This is a genomic window from Allocatenococcus thiocycli, from assembly GCF_921292965.1.
GTDB classification, from domain to species: domain Bacteria; phylum Pseudomonadota; class Gammaproteobacteria; order Enterobacterales; family Vibrionaceae; genus Vibrio; species Vibrio natriegens.
Genome location: NZ_CAKLCK010000051.1, coordinates 79,542 through 100,158 on the forward strand (window position 1 = coordinate 79,542; position 20,617 = coordinate 100,158).

The following is a 20,617-nucleotide window of genomic DNA, read 5'->3' on the forward strand; positions in this document are numbered from 1 at the left end:
CCAACTATAGGTTAGTTAACGACAGTCTCCCGACCTGCACGACCTGTGCTGGCTATCGAGCGTATCTTCACACCAGCTTTCACTGTTGGTTTGTTTGAATGATCGTAGTTTTGCCAGTTTGTGCCATTGACCGAGTATTGAACGGTAACACCAGGGAAGGCGTTATTAATCGACAGCTTTCCGTTGTTGTCGATTTTCGCTCCAGGTACCGGAAGGCGATAGGCCACACCAGCCGCATCCAACTTCGCAAACTCTTTATAACCCAGAGTATTGGCAAATTCGGTCCAGTCGTTATCACGGTTTACTATTCGTTTACCCATATGGTCGGTGCCTTTATACCCTGATGTGTTGGTTCGATACGCTTTTTTAGCATCGTACTCTAGTTCCCAGTCCGCTTTTGACCATGCTCGTTCTGCAATGCCTAAAATGCGAGGGAAAACACGGTGATCCAACTGTTCATCAGTACGAACCATTTCTGTCCATACGTGGCCTTGCATGCCTTTAAAGCGCTTTCCATCCTTAAGGGCTACAGTGCTGGCAGGGATTTCGAATGGGTTATTGTCTCTGTCCGTCATGGTCTCAGCATTGGCTGGTAAGTTCTCCGGCATAAAATTAAAGACTTTTTGCGTATCGGTATAACGTCCTGCCCAATAGTTCCCCGGTTCTCTTGGGTCGGCTTCGTATGGGTGGTCAAAGTAGGTGACCTCAGGCAATGACAAGATAACGTTATAACCCGCATTGACGAGGGAGTGGGCTTCATTCGCACCACCCCAGAATAGGGCTGACCAGGTATAGGCTGAAGCGTCACCAGCAAGCTTGGTTGGATCCATATAACTGCCATGTTTTAATCCGTCATTCCATGCGGCGAGGTTTAGTTGTTTGGCTTCCAGGATATGGCTGATCCGTTCAATGAAATATCCACCAAGGTCGGCCACGTTATCGATATTATTGGTCGGATCGACAAACAGTGCTCGACATACCGGGGAATCAACCCAAGCGCCGTGGGTTTCATCAGCGCCGATATGATAGTCCACCAGAGGTTGACCCGCGTTTTTATGTTGTTTAGCAATCTCTGAAATGACTTTGTCCATGAAGACAAAGCTCGATTCCATACAAGGGTTAATCGTATTGTCAGTGTAGTTTTGAACCGAGAAATACTCCGAGCCGTCATGCCTGTCAGTAAGTAGGTACATTTCAGCAGCAGCCATATCTCCAAGTTCTGCATATTTGTGATAGCGCGCTTCCATTGATTTTACTGCTGCTCGAGCATGGCCGGGCATATCCATAGACGGGATAACCTGAATATTACGTGCTGAAGCAAAGGCTAAGATCTCCGCATAATCGTCAACGCTGTAGTAGCCAGAGCCAGATGTGGAGTCATCCGGACCTGAGCCAACTTGTGGTAACAGGCACTGACGTTCGCTCAAATCATGGCAACGTTGTGCGCCAACCTCGGTGAGCTCTGGCAAGCCGGGAATCTCCAAACGCCAACCTTCATCGTCTGCGAGATGGAAGTGAAATTTATTCATTTTGTATGCGGCCATTTGATCGAGTACTTTCTTGATCTCAGCCTTTGATTTGAAATTGCGAGCCACGTCCAAATGCATACCTCGATGTTCAAATCGTGGTGCATCGTAATCAATAGTGATTTCAGGAATAGTCGGGCTGCCGACTGTGACGAGCGCTGCTAATGACTGAACACCATAAAATGCACCTGCTGGATCAGCCCCAACGACCCGGACTTCTTTTGGTGTCACCTTCAGGGTATAAGCTTCCTGCTTAGTCTTTCCTTTAAATGCCTTGTGTTTAGGGTCGACAGAAATTACAACGGGAATCCCTTTATTCGGGGTGACGCCAAGCTGGTTGAAGCGGTGTACGAGCGCTTCTAGCTGGTCTGCCGTCAGGCTATCTTCTTCTATTTTCAAATTTAGCCCGGAGCTGATGTTAACACTGCTGTTATGCACCTTTATATCGATAGGGGAAGGGATGATTTTGGCAGAGACAGATGATAAGCCGAGATCTTTTACCGCAAGATTTCTTTCATATCGTGTTCCAGCGGTTGCCATGATACTGCTGTCTTCTGGGTAACGTTGCCACATATTGGCGTCTTCCGGTGCGGTACTGATCAAATCCAGGTAACCGGACAAGTCGGCTAGGCCGTCTCCTTCCTGCGGAATGGTGTTTGGAATAACTCGAGCTTCAGCCCCTTGTGCTGCCACGTAGTAGCGAGGCATGTAGTCAGAATCGACGATTTTCCAGTGCTCGGCGTCAAACTGAATAGCGACGGAATCACCTGGTTTCAGGCTTTTAAATTTGCTGGTTGGTACGATTCGATGAAGATCGCCATTCACGTGCGTAATTTCGAATAAATCTGATTTTGTATCCAAAATACGGCGAAGGTTGGAGAAGTAGATTTCCCAGTCTCCACCAATCTCTTTTTTGCCTTTATTTGTCAGGGTGATCTCAGCGCGATAGCAATATCCTCCGGGACATTTCGCCTTGGTATCAGCTGGCTGATGCTCAATTGATGCGATGTGAACTTCAAGCGAAGATGCGACAGTATCGACTACCGATTGTATTACTTCTGTCTTTTGTTGATTTTGTTCTGAAGAATAAGCATTACCTGCCAAAAGAGACAGTGAAATTGCAGTCGCAACGGCACTAATATTTACATTCATGTGGAATACCTTAAACGTCGTATAACCTTATTATTTAATAACCACCAAATCGGAGTCACTATTCGCGCGTTCAAAAACCATCCGCTTGCTCAATACCATTCTTTAGATATTGATAAACAATATGCCTGTATGGTCATATAAAAAGTAAGGGCAAACAAGAGCATAGTTTCTTAGCAACCCATAACCTGATCGCATCCTTTTAAATTCCATCGCCTGATCAACAAATGTTCAGTCGATGCTGTCAGCGCATACGTGCTCACCGGCAAATAAGACTAAGGTGATCAAGGTGGTGGGAATGTCAAAAAGTCCGTCCTTTATGGATGATTTATCACAGGCTGTGGGGAATGCGACGGACTTCAAATGTTTCCATTTACGAAATGATTATGTAATTAAAAATAAACATTTGGTTTTATGATTTAAATCATCTGTTGTTATTCGGAGTTATCACTTTTTTAATCCGGTCGAATATTTGGAATTTTGTAGTAGTGATTTTCTAACAACTTACTAGCATGTGATTTCAGGTTGCTAAAGATGGTTAGAAATGAATAAATCACAGTTTGAGCATTGGTCAAGAACGCGGACCAAAGGTTTCCTCCAATATGTATTATTTAATAGCATCTCTATTTTATTCGTCGTCTTCGCTATTCGTTTTATCGTGCATTCTATAAATAGCGATGAAGTGTCAATGATAGACTTTATTATCGAACAATCACTCGAGATGGTAGTCATTCTTTTAGTTCTACCCTTTTCATTTTGGTGCTCATGGGTCATTCAAGAGGCACGATATGAAAAAGAAAAAACAAAAAGTGAGTCGTAGTTGATGTTAACTCAAGTTTATGTTTTTAATTGGTATATTGATACTTTATCTGGGGAGTTATGAAGTACTTTCTGTTTTATGATTAGAAGTTGATGAAAATTTATGACTTCTCCAATGCTAAGTTTATCTTTATTGTATACGCGCTAATGTGTACTTGGTCTAGTTTGACGCATAATATGCTGCTATCTGTTTCTACTGCAATTGACCATTATTTTGATATTGATTTAAGTTCTATTTATTCATACGCCGAAGTGTGGGGTGGCATTGATTATTTTTCATTGGTTGTATTAGCTCCTGTTATTGAGACAATTATTTTCCAAGTCATTATTCAAAATATTTCTCGTAAAATCACAAGCAGTCTGTTTTTATCTATACTCATTGCGAGCTTTTTATTTTCTCTAACTCACCTGACTAATAATATTGCAAACGCGGTAAATGCGTTAGGTCTGGGAGTGGCGTTTGCAGTTACTTACGAATACTTCCGAGTTAAATATGGGCATTGTTGGGCCACATTGGTCACTATTTTACTTCATGCTTTTTGGAACGCATCTTTGTCTTATTCATTTTACCCAGAAAAGCTGATGGGTTCAGGCATGTAAGTTGTGAATATGTATTAATACAATATTTTTCACATGATCTGACGAAGTGTAAATTTAAGATACCAACATAGTGTGTGATTGCTTATGGGGCGTATTTACCCAATGGAAAATACGGCATCAAACCCTGATGAAAAAATCGAGCAATTAAAACGCAAAGTTGAATCTATGGGATTTGCCTGCCACATCGGAGGTTAATACGACACTCAATCGGAGGAAGCAGATTCGGTGCTTGCTCCATATTCACCCTTTGAATTTTGGTTATATTAGCAAAATATAAAATACCATATTACGTGCTTCACACCTTAACAAAGCATCAATAGACATAAGAAAGTTGATATAGCAGAGTAGGTTAGTTCAACAACACTCTAAAAAGGACATATAAATGTTTAGTCACGTTATGGTTGGCTCGAATGATATCGATAAATCCAAGCAATTTTATGATGCCATCTTAGCCGTTCTGGGCTACCAAGAAGGTGTCTTAGATCCACATGGACGCTGTTTCTATTTTCATCCTGAGGGGACTTTTGCTATCACCGCGCCAATCAATGGTGAAGCTGCAACTTCAGGAAATGGTATGACTATTGGCTTTAAAGTGGAAAGCCCGGAATTAGTCGAGTTGTGGCATAAAGCCGGCTTGGAAAGTGGTGGTGTTGACTGTGAAGATCCACCAGGTGTAAGAGCGGTTGGTCCTCGCGAAATGTACCTTGCCTATTTACGTGATCCTGCGGGTAATAAGCTTTGCGCTACCCATATCATGGCTTAGTATTATCACGTAAAAGTTAGTACTTAAATTGATATTCGCAACGTGTAGCGTTTAGGTGTACGTTGCGTTTTTTTGTCTGGCGAAGATATCAGACAGGGAACAAGGGTTAACGCTGGTGAAGTTAAACAAAGGAACCTGTATAACGCGCGGTTAACCAGGCTCCGAAGGCTGCTTAGTTTTGAGCGAATTTAACTCGGATTTTGCTCTTGGCTACGCTAGTGAGATGAAGGTTTTCAAGTGCATTTTTCGCTTCATCTTTATCTGGCATTTCAACGAATGCGAAGCCTTTAGATTGCCCAGTTTCTTGGTCTAATACTAGGTTGCACTCAGTGACGGTGCCGTAGGCTGAAAAAAGAACACGAATTTCATGTTCGGTCGTGGTTCGCGCAAGATTGCGGACTAAAAGTTTCATATTGTTTCGCCTGTAGTAAGTTGTGACCATTGTCTCAGGTAAGTTCTGACAAACCAAGTAAAGAATTGTTGTCACTAAGGTAGAGCGAGCCTAAAAGCGTGTTTGCTGTGCAGTTTATTTATAAATTAGCCATTCTTAATCAATGCTAACGTAAATATTTCTTATAAAGTTCCGAAAGTCATATTAGATTTAAGGTATCATGCACAATTGACGAAATTGTAGTTACCCATGAATATACCGATTAAAAATACCTCTCCAGAAGCACCGTCTTGCTCAAACTGCAAAGCGTGTTGCTGCCGCCTCGAAGTTATGATCATTTCAGATACAGGTGTTCCAGATCAATTCATTTCCCGCGACCAGTATGGTGGTGAAACCATGATGAGACTGGATGACGGTTGGTGCGCGGCTTTAGACAGAGAAACGTACATGTGCTCAATATATGAAAACCGGCCCTGGATATGTCGCGAGTTCGAAATGGGGTCTTATGAGTGTATTGATGAGAGAGTAAAGTTTCTATAGGTTAGTTACTCCTTGATGATGCCGTATTTTTGCGATGGGGCATCGTTCGAATCGTCACAACTCAATAAGCTCGCGTACTTTATTTACTCTCTCCAACTGCTGTTAATCGTCAATCATTTGGTTCAGAATTTGAATACATTGATGGGTAACATCTTGGCGATTTCCACTTACATGCGCAGTGACAATCGCGCCTTCTTTTAAAATGCAAATGGCATTTAGCAACGTACTCTCCGTACTTTTTAGATGGCTGGCGATGATTTGTCGGACTTCTTCTTTGTGATGCCCACAGAAACGTGCGATCTCACTATTCAAATCACTGAATTCTGCCGAAGTGTTGATAAAAAAGCAGCCTCTGAAATTCCCTAAATCTTGTTCCTGATTGTTGAACCAGCTTGATAGTGCTGAAAACAATCTATCTATCAATTCTTTATCTGTCTTCGAACCTGCTAGTTTTTGATCTAGCCAGTTAGAAAACGTGTCGTGCCTTTGCTGCAAAGCGGCCAGCACCAGCGCTTCTTTACTTGAGAAGTGAGTGTAAAGGGTGCGCTTAGCCACGCCAGAGACACTCAAAATTTCATTGATGCCAATAGTGTTAATTCCATTGGTATAAAAAAGTGATAACGCGGTATCTACCAATAACTGACGTTTTTTACTCATAAGGCTCCTCCTGTAAAAGTAGTTTGACAAAAGTAGACCGATTTGTCTATTTTAGTTTAGTAGACAAATCGGTCTACTTTAATTCGGAGAATAGTATGAAGAATTTTGGTTTATCTGTTATCGCAGGCATTGGGGCATTTCTTGCAATAGGGTTGCTTTCATTTTTTGATTCCACAATGAGCGATGTAGCACTGCTCATGGCGCCTTTTGGAGCGACGGCTGTACTGGTTTTTGGCGTACCCGAGAGTCCGTTGGCGCAGCCTAAAAATGTCATCTTTGGGCATTTAATTACTGCATTTGTAGGGGTGTTTTTTACTCAATATATTGGTGTTTCACCTCTGACTCTGGCACTGGCTACTGGGATTGCAGTGAGTCTGATGCTAGTGACGAAAACCACGCATCCGCCAGCAGGGGCAAATCCGTTGTTGATTATGCTGTCAGGGCAGGGATGGGCTTTCCTTATTACTCCTGTTTTACTGGGAGCCGTTCTTATTGTGTTAGTCGGAAAGAGTATGCAAGGGTTGCTCAAGCAATGGGTAAAAAGCTAAAGTGCTAACAATAGCTTATGTGCATGGAGGCACAATGAATATAGGAATATACATCTATGACGGGGCAGAGGTGCTGGATTTCTCCGGGCCTTTCGAAGTATTTAGTACAGCAAAGCGATTAGAGACAAGTGATTGGAATGTGTTTCTCGTCGCAGAAACTAAAAACACCGTTGTCGCAAGAGGTGGCTTCAACGTCTTACCTGACTATTCTATTCATGATCATCCCGATATTGATTTGTTGGTTGTAGTGGGCGGTGTACACACTGAGGAAATGACGAAGTTACCGGTATTGAACTGGATCAAATCGGTTGATCAAGGTGCAAGTCGGGTGGTATCGGTTTGTACCGGTGCGTTTTTATTAGCCAGCGCTGGTCTGCTCAACGGTTTAACGGTTACAACACACTGGGAAGACTTACCTGATTTATCGCGTCGCTTTCCAGACCTAATGGTGATTGACGATCAACGCTGGGTCACATCAGGAAAATACACCACTTCTGGAGGTATCTCTGCCGGTATCGATATGAGCTTATATCTGGTTTCACAGCTACATAGTCGTGACCTGGCCGAGTTGGTCGCGCGTCAAATGGAGTATACGTGGCAGGAACGATCATAATTGAGCGATTGATGGTTCAAGTAAGGGAAGAAAAATGAAGACAGTAGGCATGTTAGGTGGAATGAGTTGGGAATCCACCGCCAGTTATTACAAAGCACTGAATGAAGGCGTTAAGTTAAGGTTAGGTGGCTTGCACTCAGCAAAAATTTGCTTATACAGTGTCGACTTTGACGAAATTGAAAAACTCCAGCATCAAGGAAAATGGTCAGAAACCGCTTTGATCCTTGCCGAAGCAGCCAAGTCAGTAGAATGTGGTGGCGCAGATTTTTTAATGATATGCACGAACACAATGCATAAAGTTGTACCAGAAATTGAGTCGCAGATATCTATTCCAATTTTACATATTGCTGATGCGACCGCAGAGAGCCTGGTTCAAGACGGTGTCACTAAAGTTGGTCTGTTGGGAACGCGTTTTACAATGGAGCAAGATTTCTACAAGGGCAGAATCTCAGAGAAATTTGGCATAGACGTGGTTGTTCCTACTGCCGATGAGCAAACCGTCGTTCACGATATTATTTATCAAGAGCTTTGCCTGGGGGAAATAAAAACCGAGTCCCGAGACCGTTACTTGAAAATCATTGCCAATTTACACGCTCAGGGCGCCCAAGCGGTGATTCTGGGATGTACTGAAATTGCATTATTAGTGAAGCAAAGTGACACGACGGTTCCTTTGTATGACACCACGGAAATTCATGCAGCGCATGGCGTTGAATGGGCATTAGGTAATTAAAAAATAAGGACAATTTATGGCTCTACCAAGTAATGAAGATATCTCACGTTTAAACCGATACTTTGCCATTGAGAGTAACAATGAATTTTGGTCTCTGTCTGAGAGTTCAGCAAATGCAGAAGAGAAACAGAGACTATTAACCGTTGCGTTTTCATCACTATATCATTGGTCAGAAGTAGGCACCGATGAGAATAAACACCTCGCTCATTTAGCCGTTGCGCGAGCACTGTGCGTGAATGAATCGAAGTTAAGCCTTCAGTTCGCAAAAATTGCTTTTGACTATTTTGATGGAACAGGTGCTGATTGGATTCAGGCGTTTACCAATGCCGTCTTAAGTCATGCATTTCAGATTGCGGGTGAACAAACCAATGCGCTGGAATGCTATGAACGAGCGCTTGAATTTCAAGGGCTGCTATCTGAAGAGGATAAAGCAATCTTTGATGCTACATTCAATTTGATACCTGTCCCTGAAGCGTAAAAAGTAAACATCCAGAAGCGGGCTAAGAATCCGTTAGCGTGTTAGCCTGTTTCTCTAAATACCTCGTTATATGCTTAAAGGAAGTTGGCATGGAAATCATTACTGGGAACAGCTCAGAGATCATTCAAAAAGCACAAGCTATTCGTTATCAGGTGTTTACTGTTGAGCAGCAGATACCGAGAGAGTTAGACCTAGATGGATTAGATGAAGGTTCCATTCACGCTTTGGTAGAGGACAAGGACGCTCTAGTTGCAACGGCACGATTAACGATAAAAGAGGGCGGCTCTTCCGTTATGGCCAGAGTTGCGGTTACAGAGCCTTATCGAGGAATGGGAATCGCGTCTAAAGTTGTCCAAGCGCTAATGGATTACGCTCGAAATGATGGAGTAAGCTCTATCGAAATTCACGCTCATGGTTATTTACGCAATTACTATGAGAAATTTGGTTTTGAGTTTATTCGAGAAGTTGAAATTGTTGGTGAACATCAGCTCATCGAAATGCAGTATCACATCAAAACGAATGCATAACGATTGAAGGTTGAATCGCTACGTGTGGCGCGTTTTGTGTCTGAGCTTCTGTTTAAGGAGCTCTCATTTAAAAGGATTTTTTCATGGAGTTAGTTGTACCATCAGTAGAATTTGAGTCTTCCTTTGCGCATTTTTACGATGACTTTGCTCAACATGATGTTGAAAACTCAGAGTACTACCAAGAGGGTAAATCCAATTTCGTTCATTACGTTCAACGACTGACTGATGAAGCGAATGGGATTAACCTGAGAGAAGGATACGTACCCTGTAGTCATTTTTGGCTCGTCAATTCAGACAAAGTCATTATTGGTGCGATCCGTGTCCGCCACAATATCAACAACGATTTTCTGACATTAGAAGCAGGCCATATTGGCTACGACATTGCGCCTTCCTCTCGGTCTAAAGGTCATGGAAAGTACATGTTAAGGCTGGCTTTGCGTAAAGCCAAAGAGCTGGGTATTGAGCAAGCGTTAATCACTGCAGATGAGGACAATTTCGCGTCACGAAAAGTTATCGAAGCCAACGGTGGTCAACTTGAGAATGTAGTAATGGGTAAGGTGTTTCCCAATCTTTTGGCCAGATATTGGGTGGCTTGTAAGTGACGGCGTCACTAGTTTTAGTGCATAGAAGCTTAAAGTCCATAAAGAGAAAAACAAATGAAGATGGAAACCAGCAGATTGATTCTGCGTCAGTGGAAAAGTGAAGATTTCCAGCCTTATGCTGAACTATGTTCAGACCCCCATGTGATGAGATATTTTCTCTCAACACTTTCCCAGCAGGAAAGCTTTGAACAAGCGGAAAAAATTCAAAACCTTATTGCTGACAATGGCTGGGGATTTTGGGCGGTTGAACTCAAATCAACAGGCCAGTTTATAGGCTTTGTTGGGCTGCATCAGCAAGATGAGAACAGTGGTTTTCCCAATGCGCCGTTCATTGAAATCGGTTGGCGGTTGTCATCTGAGTTTTGGGGACAAGGCTACGCGCCTGAAGCCGCTAATAAAGCTTTAGAATTTGCTTTTAAAGAACTGGATGCGCCATCTGTTTATGCGTTTACGGCTTTACAAAATGAGCCTTCGCAGCGCGTTATGCTGAAGATTGGTATGGTCGATACAAAGCAAAACTTCAATCATCCTAAGGTTGAAAAAGGGCACCCACTGGAAAGACATTGCTTATACAAAATCTCGAAAGATACCTGATGTGGAATCGAACAGTGAGTGATGTGCCGTTAAATATTTTTAATGGAACGGTTATTAGTCGTGAGCTTTCAATGTCACTTAAAACGGATTTAACGCTAGGAGGGTGCGTTGCTTGATTTAATTAAAAAGGTACTGCTCATTAACATGGTCGCCGCATTAACTGTGTTTGTTCTGTCGAAGTTTGTGCCATTCTTTGCAGCAACACAGCTCGTCGATTTTTTATTTTTTGTGGTCATCGTGATTTGGATCTTGGCGAAGCTTATGTGGGAGTCGGGTGTAGACAGTAAAGCATCCAGACTCGCCAATCCCAGAACTGATAAAGTCTACAAAATGGTCAAAGGCCATGATTTTGACAAAGAACAGCAGGAACAACGTCGACTTAATTATCAAACAGGGCTAGTGTTGTTTATCGCGGGCTTACCAGCATTTGTGACTTGTTTGGTGCTGCAGTTTTTTTGAGTAAGAGTTGTACGTCTCGTGTTGCTCTAATTATTAGATGCTCACATTCAGAATGCATTTTTTGTTCATCCGGTATGCGCAGCTAGACGGTAAGCATTCAATAAACTATCACTTGGTGTGGTAACGAATCAGACCATTAGGAATCGAAATGAAGCAAAATATTGTCCATATAGCGTTAGTAGTGAAAGACTACGACGAAGCCATCGATTTTTACGTAAACAAGCTTCAATTCGAGCTTCTCGAAGACACATACCAGCCGGAAGAAGATAAACGCTGGGTCGTCGTAGCTCCACCTAATTCTCATGGCGTGGCATTGCTACTGGCAAGAGCTTCAAAACCAGAACAGCTCGATTTTATTGGCAATCAAGCTGGTGGGCGAGTGTTCCTTTTCTTAAATACTGACGACTTTTGGCGTGACTACGAACGAATGAAATCCATAGGAATCAACTTTGTCCGTGAGCCTAAAGAACAAGATTATGGCACCGTTGCCGTATTTGAAGATTTGTACGGAAACCTCTGGGATCTTCTTCAGTTGAACCCTGACCATCCAATGGCCAAAAGATAAATTTTGCCAGATTATTGATGGGGATTCGTCACTCGTGGCACTTACGTTTTTATCGTGGTGCTTGTTTCGTTTTGAAGAGCGTTACATCGTGTATCCGCTTCTGAAATAGACAGTAAGAGAGGAGTACAAAATGGAATCGAACACTATTAAAAATGTCGTTTTTGACATCGGAAATGTGGTTGTTCGCTGGGCGCCGTTAGAAATCGTAAGGTTAACGTTTGGAAACATCGACTCCGCAGAAGAAAAGGTGAAAAGTATCTTTCAGTCAGACACTTGGTTAGATCTGAACAAAGGCATTATTTCTGAAAGTGAAGCAAAACTTCAATATCAACAACTTCTTGGTTTCTCCGAACTTGATTGCGAGCGATTGTTTTATTACGTGAAGCAAACCCAGATTCTAATTTATGGCTCGGTCGAGCTGATCAGGCGAGTTAAAGCGGCTGGCTATTGCGTGTTTGCACTCACGGATAATGTGCATGAAATTGTCTCGTACTTGAAAGAGACTTATACGTTTTGGAATATCTTTGAAGGGGCTACAGTCTCGGCTGAGCTAGGGTTGTTAAAACCGCAACCAGAAATTTATCAGTCTTTGCTAACTCAGTACGCATTGAAGGCGTCAGAAACCGTGTTTATTGATGATATGCCATATAATGTCGAAGGCGCTGAAACGGTTGGCATGGCGGCGATTCAGTTTGAAAACGCCCGGCAGTGTGAGGCAGACTTGAAAGCACTTGGGCTAAAGTTTTAATTTACAGAGAGTTAATGCCTAATAGAATTTACAAGGAAATGTAAAACCACATCACAAGGAATTAGAGTGATCGATCATTTTGAAATTAAAGTCGTTGATTTTGAAAATTGCCGCGACTTCTACCAACGTGCGTTAACACCACTTGGTATTGAGTTAAAATGGGCAGATGACTCTGCTGCTGGCTTTGGCTTAACCACGGAACCAAACGTCAGGTTTCTAATTGAAAAGGGTGATAACAACGCGAAAAGCCACATCGCTTTTTCTGCTCTTAATAAAGAACAAGTTATCGAGTTTCATCAAGCAGGCTTAACTCATGGAGCAAGTTGTAATGGCAAGCCAGGGTTGAGAAAAAAGTACGCGGCTAACTATTACGCCGCCTTTTTGTTAGATCCTGATGGCAACAATGTCGAAGCTGTGGTTTACCTTTAGTGTTTCGCTGGAGAAAGGAGAATTATGAACATTTCATTTCGGCCAACGGCTGATTTTTCTGAGTCAGCTGAGATCACTTTTAATAATATGCGTTCTTATTATGAGCATTATTCGGTTGACTGGGATCAACAGCAGATATTGGAACACATTGCCAAACTGGAAAGTTGGGATATCTTGTTTGAAGGTGAGGTCGTTGGCGCAATCCGTCTGGAATATGATGATGGGCACTGCTACTTACGTGACCTTCAAGTCCGATCTTCATTTCAAAACAAGGGAATTGGCGCGGCAGCGCTGGCTGAAACTGCAAGATTGGCGAACGAGGCAAAACTAGCTCTTATTCGGCTCAAAGTTTTCAAAATTAGTCCGGCTTACCACTTGTACCAGCGGAGCGGTTTTCAGGTGGAAAAAGAAGACGACAGGTTCTTTTACATGTCCCGGGCCACCTCTTGATACTCTATAGTTAATGCGTTTAATGATGATTTTGGTGACGAAATTGTCTTTAAACCACTAATCAGATTAGTCACAAAGATGAAAGTGTTTAACAAGGCATTAGTTAAGTCGGTCAGAATATAAGGAGATATCATGGCTGGAGAAATTATTAAATCGTCTACTGCTACGATACAGGTTGGTGTAGCAAGAGCAGATGGAAAGTTGTCTTTGACAGACACAGAGGTCATTTTTAAACCCTATAGTCAGAAGCTTGCATTTGGCCCCTACATTTTAAAGCGTGATGAAATTGTTTCGGTAGAAAAGTGTATAGGGAAAGGGGCTGGTATCATGCCCGTTACCAGTGAAGCAATTCGTATTACGTTATCTGATCAACGTGCCTACGAGTTTGTTATTGCAGAGCCCAATCAGTGGATAGAAGCATTTGTAGCAACACGTGTTGATATGTAAATGAGAGGGTTGGTTTGTGGGAAAGGTACATAAAGGATCATGCCTTTGCGGCCGTGTAAAGTTCGAGATCACAGGTGAGTTTCAGTCATTCTTCTTGTGTTACTGTACTCGCTGTCAAAAGTATACAGGCTCAGCGCATGCGGCTAATCTCTTTGCTCAAGACTCTACGTTAGTTTGGACTCAGGGTGAAACGTACGTTAAGACTTATCAACATCCGCATACGTTACATAGCAAGAGCTTTTGTCAAAACTGTGGCTCAGCATTGCCAACGGTAGCAGAGAATATTCAATGTATTGTCACCCCCGCCGGTAGTCTTGATGGCCCGGTTCCAATTTCACCTACGGCAAAAATTTTTGTAGGTAGCTGTGCGAATTGGACAAAAAACCTGTCTCAAGTACCGAGTTTTGAGCAATTACCAGAGCAAAATAAAAACTAGATATTAAAGCGTTAGTGCTAGGGGAATGTGGTGCCAGTAGAGTTTATTTTAGGGTTCATTGCGATGGTAACCTCGGCGATCGCTGGGTTTATTGGGTTTGGTGGAGGGATGCTATTGATTGCCGTTCTTCCCAGTTTTCTCAGCCCGAGCTTAATCATACCAATACATGGTGTGACACAGCTCGCCAGCAACTCATCGCGTATGTTCTTCTCGCTCGCTCATGTAAAGTGGTCGTTACTTCCTAAGTTTTTGGCTGGCTCTCTAATCGGTATGCTGGTATTTGGTTTTTTTCTATCGAAACTCTCTTTCGAGTATGTCCCTGTCGCAATCGGTTCGTATATCTTATTGAATCTTTGGAGTAAGCGATTTGCGCACTTTATACGTCGGTACGAAAGCTACTATTTGATTGGTTTTCTACAAACGGGATTGGGGCTTATTGTTGGTGCTGTGGGCCCTTTGTCACTCGCCGTACTGACCAAACAGTTGAAATCGAATGACGCTGTTATCGCAACAAGCTCTATGTTTTTGACCATCAGTCATTTGGCTAAGATCCCGGTATACGCTGCGGTTACAAGTGATCTCGTGTCTAACTTAAATGTTATTGTTTATATGGTGCTAGGGTCGATTCTTGGCTCGTTTATTGGCACCAAGGCGAGATTTAACGCGGGCAATAAAAAAGTCATTCTGATAATCAAAACGTTACTCACCTTATTAGCGATTAGGATGTTAATAGCAGTTTTCATATAACATTTAGGTATCGCGTGCATTTTTGGTGTGACGTATTAACATAGCATCCAGATTTTAATAGAAAAGAGATAACTATGGCTTTCCCCCCTTGCCCAAACTGTCAATCAGAATACGTCTACCAAGACCAAAACCATCTCATTTGTCCTGAGTGTGCTTATGAATGGAATCCGTCTGAAGTTGAAGAAGCTTTTAGCGTCAATGATGCGAATGGCACATTGCTAGCAGAAGGGGACAAAGTCACGTTGGCGAAAGATCTCAAGGTTAAAGGCAGTTCCCTTGTTTTAAAGATTGGCACTAAAGCCGTGATTAGACGCATCGTCGAAGGTAAAGATCATCAACTGGATTGCAAAGTAGATGGCGCTGGTGAAATGATGGTCACCGCGAAATTTGTCAAGAAAGCTTGAGTTTCGCATTTATTAAGCGTTATGGAGAATATCTGAATGGCAGGGATAACCGAATTAGATGAGTTGCTTAAATCACTACGCCCTACGCTCGTCGACTCTGAGTTTGTGTTTTGTACCGTTTCAGGTGAGCTTAAAAACTATTTGTCACTTAATCCTGTTGCGACCTTTACCGAAGCTGAAGGGCTCACTTTGGTGATCGAAAAATCGGCTGCCCGAAAAGCTGGTTTATCGTTTGAAGGCTCGTTTAAGCAAATTACACTGATGGTTCATTCAAGCCTGGAAGCGGTTGGACTGACCGCTGCGGTGGCCACAAAACTTGCTTCAAAAGGCATCAGTGCTAATGTCATTGCGGCCTATTACCACGATCATATCTTTGTCCAATCATCAAAAGCTGATGCTGCAATTGAAGCGTTGTGTGAGTTATCCGCTTAACGCTTCATTTTTTAATGCCAGTCCTTTTGAAAAAGAGAATGTGCCCTACAACCGAAGTATACCGTAGGGCACATGTTGTGGAGCTGGTAAGGGTTTAGTAAATATATCGTCGAAGTTCGTGAGGGTAGACGCGCATTCCATTTGAGGTGTTTTCGTAAACGGATTGTTCTTCGATATAAGACCAGATATAAGGCTCTGTACTTGTTTGAGCGGCGAGTTGTGAGATCACCGTATCCACATCGTGACCAGAGTAATCTTTGGGATGAACCAACATTTCCTTGATAGCTGACAACATAATAATTCCCTTTTATGTAATTAAATTACCATTTGGTATGATTAAAACGTAGTTTGGATTTTTAATGTGATCAAGTTTGGATTAAGTTTTAATTTAAAATTCACTTTTGTAAATTTGAAACACATTTTGAGGTGCGACCTCACTCACGTTGCTTAAGGCACTCAATTTTTATTTGACTAGTCATCCAGTGATGCGTGGTGAGTTCTGTATTTGTGGTGTGATAAAAGAAAACGGCGCAGGTATCTTGCGCCGTTTGATAATTAGCTCTTTGAGCTTTTTAGGTCTAATCATTATTGACTGTAGACGAGTTGACCTTCTTTGTAGGTCTTTAACACTTCTATGGTGTTCATTTTTTCAGGTTCGATGGTTAGAGGGTTGGCAGAAAGGACCACAAGATCGGCTAGTTTTCCAACTTCAATTGTCCCCTTTTGATCTTCTTCAAGATATTGATATGCGGCGTTTTTAGTGACTGACGCCAAGGCTTCATACGCGGTTGCTTTTTGGTCTTCTCCTAATGTCTGACCAGAGCGTGTAACTCGGTTTACCGTGTTGTACATGAGTCGAATAATATCTGGGTCAACAACGGGAGCATCGTTATGAGTGGTATAGTTAATGCCTAAGTTACTTGCAGAGCGGGTCGGGCTGATTCGTATTGCTCGCTCTTCACCAAACACTTCGTCGCGATGCCAATCTCCCCAGAAAAAGGTATGTGCGCTAAAGAATGATGGGATCATTTGATATTTGACCATCGCTTCTAGTTGATCATCTCGAGTGGTTTGAGAATGAATGGAAACCGGACGAATTTTGCTAAAGTCATCGCTTTCCGTTGAGATTGCGTCGAGTGCGGCCAAATACATATCGACAGACGCATCACCATTAGTGTGAACGATGAACTGAGTGCCTTCGTCTAGGTAACTTCTCAGCTTAGTTTCGAGAAACTCGCTGGTCAGGGTGGGGTAACCTACATAGCTGGCCGCTTCTCCAACTGGTGGATTTAAATATGGCTGAGTCATAAACGCGGTTTTGCCTTGTGGTGAACCATCAAGGACAATTTTAGCGCCGCCAATTCTAAAGTTATTTGTGTACGTTTTGCTTGGTGCGTAGCCATCCAGTTTCATCATGCTGTACGCATCCCAAGTCGGGTAGGCGACGATATCTAAGAACAAATCACCTGAGGCTCCTAAATCCTCATAGAGTAAAACTGATTCATGACTCGCTGCCCCTTCTTGTACGGTGGTGATACCAAAACTAGCGTAGTACTCTTGCGCGGCTTTAAAAGTGGTTTTTATTGTATCGGCTGACTGAGGTGCGGATGACAGACCTCCCATTGCCAAGTACATCGCGGTTTCTTCCAAAACCCCATTCGGCTCATTACTTCCAGAAACTCGAACAATTTTACCGCCATCTGGATTAGCCGTGGTGGCATCAATACCTAGCAACTCGAGTGCTTTACTATTCACAACCGCTAGATGAAAGGATACGTGAACGATAACAATCGGTACCTCAGTACTAATTTGGTCTAGATCGTATTTTGTTGGATGTCGCTTCTCTGCCAGTAAGGAGTCATCGTAACTCATCCCGACCATCCATTGTCCTTCAGCTAAAGTTTTACCGTCCCAAAACTGCTGCATCTCATTGACCAACAGGGCTATAGTGTCACTGTTTCCAATCGGAGATGGGGCAAGGTTCGCGAAGTTAACCGTTTGTGCAACCATCGACAAATGGCCATGTGCGTCAATGAAACCAGGAACGATGGTTTGGTTGTTGAGGTCGATAAGTCGGGTATCTTCGGATGAGTAGTAGTCACTTTCGACATTCAAACCAACAATTTTGCCATCTTTGATCGCCAAAGAACTCGCTACGCTCTGATCCCCATCCATGGTCACAATCGTACCGTTGTAAAATACGGTATCAGCCTCGATTTCCGGGGTTGCATCATCATTGTTGCATCCCGATAAAAGTGCCAATGCTAGCGCTGTTAAGGTGAACCTTCCTTGGTTTGTCATATCAATCTCCTTTTGATTCCAAGATGTTAGGTAAGTACCTGTCGACTAACGATAGAAAACCTAAGCTGTTGCTGGGTAGTGCCAGTTACTTTCATTTACGGTGACAAAAAGCGACGTTATTGGTGCAATCCGTGGAAAAGAAGAGGTGACTCCGCTTTTTACGTATTGTCCATGTGAGCCAGAGATTTATGTCGTTTTGTTTGAAAAAGACAATGACTCTGTTTACTGGGCGGAGGAGAAAGCTTTACTTACTTGTGTTGAGGAAATGATTTGTGCCTTTTAAAGAAAGGGAGTGTTAGATAAGCTCGTTTGAAATAGGGTGAATTGTTCTATAGAGATGAAGTCACCAACTTAATGCATAGTGACGTAACAACTCACCCGAGGTGGAGGACATTTTTGTTCGCAATGTGATGACTAATCGACGGTTTCCCAGTTCAGCACCTAGTTAATGTAACCACTACCAATAGCACGAAACGGCATGTCTAAATCAAGCTCGGGGACTTGCTGACCGACCCACGCAGGGAAAGTATTACTGTTTGGACCCGGAAATAGCGTGTATTCGTTCGCGTAAGGATAGTGCTCTACGACGCGCTGAATTTTAGGAATGAGATTACGGGCTTTTTCACCTTGAATAGAGAGCACTTTCTCGGGACGAGCGCCATACCAGTAACGATCAGGTGTAGCTGTTTGATAGGTATAAAGTGCGGGTTGTCCGCGGCCGACACGCCACCCAACCACTTCATAGACGGTATATTCATTCGCGTTCTCTGGCTTAATCGCTAGCCAGGTGTGTACGGCAAACCAGCCACGCCATCCAAAAGCATCCGCAGCATAGAATTCGATCACCGCTTGTTTAACATCAGTAGGGTTCGGAGCAATGCCTGCAGGCTCGCGGCTGGCAGTTCGCCAGTCACTCTGAGTGCAGCCGCTTACCAGTACACAGAAAGTTAAGAGAATAGCCTTAAGCAACCGCTGTAAACTCAATCTATATTCCATCGCTGTACTCCTAAAATTCTTCTCATATCGACTTTGCGTTATCAATGCTATTGGCTACTCAGAGCCATGTCTTCAATACGTGGTCATCCCTAAAACTATAACGGTCTGTACGTATTTGTCACTGCTAGAGACCATGTCGTTATACGTTTGTCTGTGAGATTGATTAGATGGTGTTGTAGGAATGCTCTGGTAATTAACGTTTTCAAAAAAAGTTTTTTTAACTGATAACGCTTGTTTTGTGATCTGTGTAGATAATGTACCTGTCTTTAAGGGGAAGTCAAACATTACCCCGAGTGTTTTAACATTAAAAAAATTAAATAAGAGGATTCCTCATGAAATCAGTATTCGCAGCGACAGCAATTGCTCTAACTCTATCTACGTCTGCATTTGCAGCAACAATTGAAGGCGCTGAAGCAGTAGGCGGCGTGGTTCACTTTACAGGCTTTATCACAGACTCTACTTGTACTGTTAACGGCATGGAAAACCCATTTGAAGAAAGTCTGGACCTGGGTACTTACGTAAGCACAGACTTTGCAGCGGCAGGTGATGTTTCAACTTCTGTTCCTCTAAACCTTGAACTAACTAACTGTCCTGAAAGTATCACTGGCGTTTCTCTACGCGTTACTTCTACTGAAGGTGAAGATGGAACAGCAGTAGGTGACTACGCAATCGCTACTGGCGGTGCTGAAGGTGTTGCTATCCGTCTAAACGATGACGAAGGTAACATCATTGCGTACGGTGAAGAAAGTAAAACATACCCAGTTTCTGCCGGTACAGGCTCTGTGACAGTTGAAGCTCAATACGTAGCAACAAAAGCGGGTTCAGAGATGACGGCTGGTCACGCTGATCTAGATGCAACGTTTTCAATCAACTACAAATAATTAGAACTGGCTAAGTACTACTAGAAGTAAGTCGCAGGGACGCGATAATAAAAGGGTAGATCCGATGAAATATAAACTCCTTTCTGCGCTATTGATTACAGTCAGTTCGATCGCCAATGCTGGTGGTTTTGGTATCGGAAGTACACGCGTTATCTTTGATGGCAACCAGGAACAAGCGAAGTTCGTGGTCAATAATGGTACGGAAAACAGCGACTATCTGGTTCAAACTTGGGTTGACAATAAAGGCCCAGCAGGTGACCAAAAAGAACTAAAAAAAGCGCCATTTATTGTTACTCCACCACTCGTTAAGTCGGTTGCGAACAGTAAAAATGAGCTACGAGTTGTCTCGACAGGAGCACAGACACTGCCTCAGGACCGAGAGTCTGTATTTTGGGTGAATGTAAAAGCCATTCCGAGAGTGCACGAAACTGCATCAGGCAACAGCATGAACATTGCAGTAAAAAGCCGTATTAAGCTGTTTTATCGTCCAGCTGATGTCCTAACTGAATATACGCAGGGCAATAATGGCTATGAACAATTAACGTTCAAATATTCTGATCACCAATTGGTGGTAAATAACCCGACTCCTTTTTACGTCTCTTTATTCGATCTAAAAGTAGATGGAGTTAAGGTTGAAACAGGCTACGATATGGTTCCACCAAAAGGGCAAGTCGAATTCTCGTTGTCTGCTCGCGGTGAGAATCACCACAAAGTAACCTGGAAAGCGATCAACGATTTCGGTGCGATCACTGAAGAAAAAGCGCAAGAACTATAACGAATCAACG

Annotated in this window: 28 protein-coding genes; 22 read left to right on the top strand and 6 right to left on the bottom strand. The window is 42.9% G+C overall.

What is annotated here, in order from left to right:
- Nucleotides 1-11: 11 nt before the first annotated feature.
- The gene (locus L9Q40_RS21110; RefSeq protein WP_498794529.1) at nucleotides 12-2,678 is read right to left on the bottom strand and encodes a beta-N-acetylhexosaminidase; all 2,667 of its coding nucleotides are present in this window, start codon (nucleotides 2,676-2,678) and stop codon (nucleotides 12-14) included.
- A 993-nt stretch (nucleotides 2,679-3,671) separates the two neighbouring features.
- Between L9Q40_RS21110 and L9Q40_RS21115 the strand changes: the two genes are divergently transcribed.
- Nucleotides 3,672-4,094 carry a CPBP family intramembrane glutamic endopeptidase gene (locus tag L9Q40_RS21115; protein ID WP_498794530.1) on the top strand — a complete coding sequence of 141 codons (423 nt, stop codon included), beginning with the start codon at nucleotides 3,672-3,674 and terminating at the stop codon, nucleotides 4,092-4,094.
- 382 nt (nucleotides 4,095-4,476) lie between these two features.
- Complete coding sequence (locus L9Q40_RS21120) at nucleotides 4,477-4,857, top strand: VOC family protein (RefSeq protein ID WP_014232050.1); 381 nt, start codon at nucleotides 4,477-4,479, stop codon at nucleotides 4,855-4,857.
- A 172-nt stretch (nucleotides 4,858-5,029) separates the two neighbouring features.
- Here the strand turns inward: L9Q40_RS21120 and L9Q40_RS21125 are convergent, their stop codons facing one another.
- Nucleotides 5,030-5,269: an RNA recognition motif domain-containing protein gene (locus tag L9Q40_RS21125; protein WP_065299817.1), complete on the bottom strand. Its 240-nt coding sequence runs from the start codon at nucleotides 5,267-5,269 to the stop codon at nucleotides 5,030-5,032.
- A gap of 228 nt (nucleotides 5,270-5,497) precedes the next feature.
- Between L9Q40_RS21125 and L9Q40_RS21130 the strand changes: the two genes are divergently transcribed.
- Nucleotides 5,498-5,788 carry a YkgJ family cysteine cluster protein gene (locus tag L9Q40_RS21130; RefSeq protein ID WP_498794531.1) on the top strand — a complete coding sequence of 97 codons (291 nt, stop codon included), beginning with the start codon at nucleotides 5,498-5,500 and terminating at the stop codon, nucleotides 5,786-5,788.
- Between the two features lie 102 nt (nucleotides 5,789-5,890).
- Here L9Q40_RS21130 and L9Q40_RS21135 read toward each other — a convergent pair whose 3' ends face one another.
- Nucleotides 5,891-6,445 (bottom strand): TetR/AcrR family transcriptional regulator, encoded by a 555-nt coding sequence (locus tag L9Q40_RS21135; protein ID WP_498794532.1) that lies wholly within the window; start codon nucleotides 6,443-6,445, stop codon nucleotides 5,891-5,893.
- 95 nt (nucleotides 6,446-6,540) lie between these two features.
- Between L9Q40_RS21135 and L9Q40_RS21140 the strand changes: the two genes are divergently transcribed.
- From L9Q40_RS21140 to L9Q40_RS21220, 17 genes are all read left to right on the top strand, one after another.
- The gene (locus L9Q40_RS21140; protein WP_014232046.1) at nucleotides 6,541-6,993 is read left to right on the top strand and encodes an HPP family protein; all 453 of its coding nucleotides are present in this window, start codon (nucleotides 6,541-6,543) and stop codon (nucleotides 6,991-6,993) included.
- A gap of 34 nt (nucleotides 6,994-7,027) precedes the next feature.
- Nucleotides 7,028-7,606: a DJ-1/PfpI family protein gene (locus tag L9Q40_RS21145; RefSeq protein WP_498794534.1), complete on the top strand. Its 579-nt coding sequence runs from the start codon at nucleotides 7,028-7,030 to the stop codon at nucleotides 7,604-7,606.
- A 34-nt stretch (nucleotides 7,607-7,640) separates the two neighbouring features.
- Nucleotides 7,641-8,336, top strand: coding sequence for an aspartate/glutamate racemase family protein (locus L9Q40_RS21150; RefSeq protein ID WP_498794535.1), 696 nt, complete (start codon nucleotides 7,641-7,643; stop codon nucleotides 8,334-8,336).
- A gap of 16 nt (nucleotides 8,337-8,352) precedes the next feature.
- Entirely contained in the window at nucleotides 8,353-8,814 is a 462-nt protein-coding gene (locus tag L9Q40_RS21155; protein ID WP_498794536.1) for a hypothetical protein, read from the top strand.
- An 89-nt stretch (nucleotides 8,815-8,903) separates the two neighbouring features.
- Nucleotides 8,904-9,341 (top strand): GNAT family N-acetyltransferase, encoded by a 438-nt coding sequence (locus tag L9Q40_RS21160; protein ID WP_065296936.1) that lies wholly within the window; start codon nucleotides 8,904-8,906, stop codon nucleotides 9,339-9,341.
- An 83-nt stretch (nucleotides 9,342-9,424) separates the two neighbouring features.
- Entirely contained in the window at nucleotides 9,425-9,943 is a 519-nt protein-coding gene (locus L9Q40_RS21165; RefSeq protein ID WP_498794538.1) for a GNAT family N-acetyltransferase, read from the top strand.
- Nucleotides 9,944-9,997: 54 nt separating this feature from the next.
- The gene (locus tag L9Q40_RS21170; RefSeq protein ID WP_065296934.1) at nucleotides 9,998-10,537 is read left to right on the top strand and encodes a GNAT family N-acetyltransferase; all 540 of its coding nucleotides are present in this window, start codon (nucleotides 9,998-10,000) and stop codon (nucleotides 10,535-10,537) included.
- A gap of 108 nt (nucleotides 10,538-10,645) precedes the next feature.
- On the top strand, nucleotides 10,646-10,996 hold the full coding sequence (locus L9Q40_RS21175; protein ID WP_498794539.1) for a hypothetical protein: 351 nt from the start codon (nucleotides 10,646-10,648) through the stop codon (nucleotides 10,994-10,996).
- A gap of 148 nt (nucleotides 10,997-11,144) precedes the next feature.
- Entirely contained in the window at nucleotides 11,145-11,561 is a 417-nt protein-coding gene (locus L9Q40_RS21180) for a VOC family protein (protein ID WP_014232038.1), read from the top strand.
- A gap of 130 nt (nucleotides 11,562-11,691) precedes the next feature.
- The gene (locus L9Q40_RS21185) at nucleotides 11,692-12,309 is read left to right on the top strand and encodes an HAD family hydrolase (RefSeq protein ID WP_498794541.1); all 618 of its coding nucleotides are present in this window, start codon (nucleotides 11,692-11,694) and stop codon (nucleotides 12,307-12,309) included.
- A gap of 66 nt (nucleotides 12,310-12,375) precedes the next feature.
- A complete protein-coding gene (locus L9Q40_RS21190; protein WP_498794542.1) occupies nucleotides 12,376-12,738 on the top strand; it encodes a VOC family protein in 363 nt (120 codons plus the stop codon).
- A 24-nt stretch (nucleotides 12,739-12,762) separates the two neighbouring features.
- On the top strand, nucleotides 12,763-13,188 hold the full coding sequence (locus tag L9Q40_RS21195; protein WP_498794543.1) for a GNAT family N-acetyltransferase: 426 nt from the start codon (nucleotides 12,763-12,765) through the stop codon (nucleotides 13,186-13,188).
- Nucleotides 13,189-13,320: 132 nt separating this feature from the next.
- The gene (locus L9Q40_RS21200; protein ID WP_118118711.1) at nucleotides 13,321-13,635 is read left to right on the top strand and encodes a hypothetical protein; all 315 of its coding nucleotides are present in this window, start codon (nucleotides 13,321-13,323) and stop codon (nucleotides 13,633-13,635) included.
- Nucleotides 13,636-13,651: 16 nt separating this feature from the next.
- Nucleotides 13,652-14,071, top strand: coding sequence for a GFA family protein (locus tag L9Q40_RS21205; protein ID WP_498794544.1), 420 nt, complete (start codon nucleotides 13,652-13,654; stop codon nucleotides 14,069-14,071).
- A 30-nt stretch (nucleotides 14,072-14,101) separates the two neighbouring features.
- Nucleotides 14,102-14,818, top strand: coding sequence for a TSUP family transporter (locus tag L9Q40_RS21210; RefSeq protein WP_498794545.1), 717 nt, complete (start codon nucleotides 14,102-14,104; stop codon nucleotides 14,816-14,818).
- 74 nt (nucleotides 14,819-14,892) lie between these two features.
- Nucleotides 14,893-15,222, top strand: a complete 330-nt coding sequence (locus L9Q40_RS21215) for a zinc ribbon domain-containing protein YjdM (RefSeq protein ID WP_020336411.1) — start codon at nucleotides 14,893-14,895, stop codon at nucleotides 15,220-15,222.
- Between the two features lie 36 nt (nucleotides 15,223-15,258).
- Nucleotides 15,259-15,654, top strand: a complete 396-nt coding sequence (locus L9Q40_RS21220) for an ACT domain-containing protein (protein WP_498794547.1) — start codon at nucleotides 15,259-15,261, stop codon at nucleotides 15,652-15,654.
- 94 nt (nucleotides 15,655-15,748) lie between these two features.
- On the opposite strand, the gene L9Q40_RS21225 is transcribed toward L9Q40_RS21220, so the two are convergent.
- The 3 genes from L9Q40_RS21225 to L9Q40_RS21235 all read right to left on the bottom strand — a co-directional run bounded on the left by L9Q40_RS21225 (nucleotide 15,749) and on the right by L9Q40_RS21235 (nucleotide 18,951).
- The gene (locus L9Q40_RS21225; RefSeq protein WP_014232029.1) at nucleotides 15,749-15,949 is read right to left on the bottom strand and encodes a hypothetical protein; all 201 of its coding nucleotides are present in this window, start codon (nucleotides 15,947-15,949) and stop codon (nucleotides 15,749-15,751) included.
- Nucleotides 15,950-16,239: 290 nt separating this feature from the next.
- Nucleotides 16,240-17,955 carry an amidohydrolase gene (locus tag L9Q40_RS21230; RefSeq protein ID WP_498794548.1) on the bottom strand — a complete coding sequence of 572 codons (1,716 nt, stop codon included), beginning with the start codon at nucleotides 17,953-17,955 and terminating at the stop codon, nucleotides 16,240-16,242.
- Between the two features lie 441 nt (nucleotides 17,956-18,396).
- A complete protein-coding gene (locus L9Q40_RS21235; protein WP_065302400.1) occupies nucleotides 18,397-18,951 on the bottom strand; it encodes a DUF3750 domain-containing protein in 555 nt (184 codons plus the stop codon).
- A 332-nt stretch (nucleotides 18,952-19,283) separates the two neighbouring features.
- Here L9Q40_RS21235 and L9Q40_RS21240 point away from each other — a divergent pair, with 332 nt between their 5' ends.
- Nucleotides 19,284-19,832: a fimbrial protein gene (locus L9Q40_RS21240; protein ID WP_498794549.1), complete on the top strand. Its 549-nt coding sequence runs from the start codon at nucleotides 19,284-19,286 to the stop codon at nucleotides 19,830-19,832.
- 64 nt (nucleotides 19,833-19,896) lie between these two features.
- Entirely contained in the window at nucleotides 19,897-20,607 is a 711-nt protein-coding gene (locus L9Q40_RS21245; RefSeq protein WP_498794550.1) for a fimbrial biogenesis chaperone, read from the top strand.
- Nucleotides 20,608-20,617 lie beyond the last annotated feature (10 nt).

Coding starts and splice junctions, on each gene's coding strand:
- L9Q40_RS21110 (WP_498794529.1), bottom strand. CDS start 2,678: ATGAATGTAAATATTAGTGCCGTTGCGACTGCAATTTCACTGTCTCTT.
- L9Q40_RS21115 (WP_498794530.1), top strand. CDS start 3,672: ATGCTGCTATCTGTTTCTACTGCAATTGACCATTATTTTGATATTGAT.
- L9Q40_RS21120 (WP_014232050.1), top strand. CDS start 4,477: ATGTTTAGTCACGTTATGGTTGGCTCGAATGATATCGATAAATCCAAG.
- L9Q40_RS21125 (WP_065299817.1), bottom strand. CDS start 5,269: ATGAAACTTTTAGTCCGCAATCTTGCGCGAACCACGACCGAACATGAA.
- L9Q40_RS21130 (WP_498794531.1), top strand. CDS start 5,498: ATGAATATACCGATTAAAAATACCTCTCCAGAAGCACCGTCTTGCTCA.
- L9Q40_RS21135 (WP_498794532.1), bottom strand. CDS start 6,445: ATGAGTAAAAAACGTCAGTTATTGGTAGATACCGCGTTATCACTTTTT.
- L9Q40_RS21140 (WP_014232046.1), top strand. CDS start 6,541: ATGAAGAATTTTGGTTTATCTGTTATCGCAGGCATTGGGGCATTTCTT.
- L9Q40_RS21145 (WP_498794534.1), top strand. CDS start 7,028: ATGAATATAGGAATATACATCTATGACGGGGCAGAGGTGCTGGATTTC.
- L9Q40_RS21150 (WP_498794535.1), top strand. CDS start 7,641: ATGAAGACAGTAGGCATGTTAGGTGGAATGAGTTGGGAATCCACCGCC.
- L9Q40_RS21155 (WP_498794536.1), top strand. CDS start 8,353: ATGGCTCTACCAAGTAATGAAGATATCTCACGTTTAAACCGATACTTT.
- L9Q40_RS21160 (WP_065296936.1), top strand. CDS start 8,904: ATGGAAATCATTACTGGGAACAGCTCAGAGATCATTCAAAAAGCACAA.
- L9Q40_RS21165 (WP_498794538.1), top strand. CDS start 9,425: ATGGAGTTAGTTGTACCATCAGTAGAATTTGAGTCTTCCTTTGCGCAT.
- L9Q40_RS21170 (WP_065296934.1), top strand. CDS start 9,998: ATGAAGATGGAAACCAGCAGATTGATTCTGCGTCAGTGGAAAAGTGAA.
- L9Q40_RS21180 (WP_014232038.1), top strand. CDS start 11,145: ATGAAGCAAAATATTGTCCATATAGCGTTAGTAGTGAAAGACTACGAC.
- L9Q40_RS21185 (WP_498794541.1), top strand. CDS start 11,692: ATGGAATCGAACACTATTAAAAATGTCGTTTTTGACATCGGAAATGTG.
- L9Q40_RS21195 (WP_498794543.1), top strand. CDS start 12,763: ATGAACATTTCATTTCGGCCAACGGCTGATTTTTCTGAGTCAGCTGAG.
- L9Q40_RS21200 (WP_118118711.1), top strand. CDS start 13,321: ATGGCTGGAGAAATTATTAAATCGTCTACTGCTACGATACAGGTTGGT.
- L9Q40_RS21215 (WP_020336411.1), top strand. CDS start 14,893: ATGGCTTTCCCCCCTTGCCCAAACTGTCAATCAGAATACGTCTACCAA.
- L9Q40_RS21220 (WP_498794547.1), top strand. CDS start 15,259: ATGGCAGGGATAACCGAATTAGATGAGTTGCTTAAATCACTACGCCCT.
- L9Q40_RS21225 (WP_014232029.1), bottom strand. CDS start 15,949: ATGTTGTCAGCTATCAAGGAAATGTTGGTTCATCCCAAAGATTACTCT.
- L9Q40_RS21230 (WP_498794548.1), bottom strand. CDS start 17,955: ATGACAAACCAAGGAAGGTTCACCTTAACAGCGCTAGCATTGGCACTT.
- L9Q40_RS21235 (WP_065302400.1), bottom strand. CDS start 18,951: ATGGAATATAGATTGAGTTTACAGCGGTTGCTTAAGGCTATTCTCTTA.
- L9Q40_RS21240 (WP_498794549.1), top strand. CDS start 19,284: ATGAAATCAGTATTCGCAGCGACAGCAATTGCTCTAACTCTATCTACG.
- L9Q40_RS21245 (WP_498794550.1), top strand. CDS start 19,897: ATGAAATATAAACTCCTTTCTGCGCTATTGATTACAGTCAGTTCGATC.